At 66.8% G+C, this 904-nt stretch carries 1 protein-coding gene; it reads right to left on the reverse strand.

The features are described from left to right. Positions 1 to 712: 712 nt before the first annotated feature. On the reverse strand, positions 713 to 904 hold a 192-nt coding region (locus tag TN53_RS41115; RefSeq protein ID WP_046263996.1), incomplete at its 5' end, for a hypothetical protein.

A 904-nucleotide genomic window follows, 5' to 3' on the forward strand; every position in this document is an offset into this window, starting at 1 on the left:
CCCAAGGGCCGCAAGCGGTGGACCATGCGCTGGAAAGCACCCCTGAACGCGTTCCAGATCGCCTTCGAGGGTCGCCTGACCCCGAGCGACAACTGACCACTCAACAACCAAGATCAGCCGTTAAATTGACACACCCGCGCAGCACCCGACGCCATCCCCCGTCCGAAGCCCGATGCGGGTAGCTCCGACTGTGGAAGTCCGTGGATCAGGCCTTGAGGTGGTAGTTGACGCTGGTCGTGGGCGCGCAGTTCGGTAGACGGTAGCGGCGCTGGGCATATCCGTGCGCCGTACGGAGGTCGGAGGGCTTGCCCGAGCCGGAGACTTCAACGCGGTGTCGTCGCGGTCCTGCGAGGAAAGCGCCACCGTTGTAGGGCCGGGCCGAAGAAACGCCGGCCTCCGCCAGCACCGGATCCAGCTTTGGTCCAGCCCGGTCAGGACAGTCCTCTGCGGCCCGGCACTGCTCCGAGACGCGACGGGACGCCCCGGCGCTCGCGACTTGGGCTTCTTCTGGGCCAGTACGCCGTGCGCACCTGTACGAGAAGTCACCACTCAGGAACTGACGGCCCCCTCACGAAGTCAGCACAGAGTCAACAAGCGTCTGACCAAACCCGCCCACAGCTGATCGCACCCACGCGAGAGCTGTGCTTGACCTGGGAAAAAGGCCGTCAGCTCGGCAGCCTCACAGGCATGTACCTTGACACCACAAAGAACATCAGTCCCGTGTCCGTCTGGCCATCGCCTCCCAGAAGCGGTCCAGTTCGCGGACCCGCATGCCGACCCAGCGCGGGGTCTTCCTGCGCAGGCCCCGGGGCAGCCAGCGCCGCACGTTGCCGGGCAGCAGGGCCTGTTGCTGACGGCAGAACGGCTCGCGGATCTCTCCCCGGGGCAGGCCCCCCCGGGGGGG

The organism is Streptomyces sp. WM6386 (assembly GCF_000972385.1).
GTDB lineage: Bacteria > Actinomycetota > Actinomycetes > Streptomycetales > Streptomycetaceae > Streptomyces.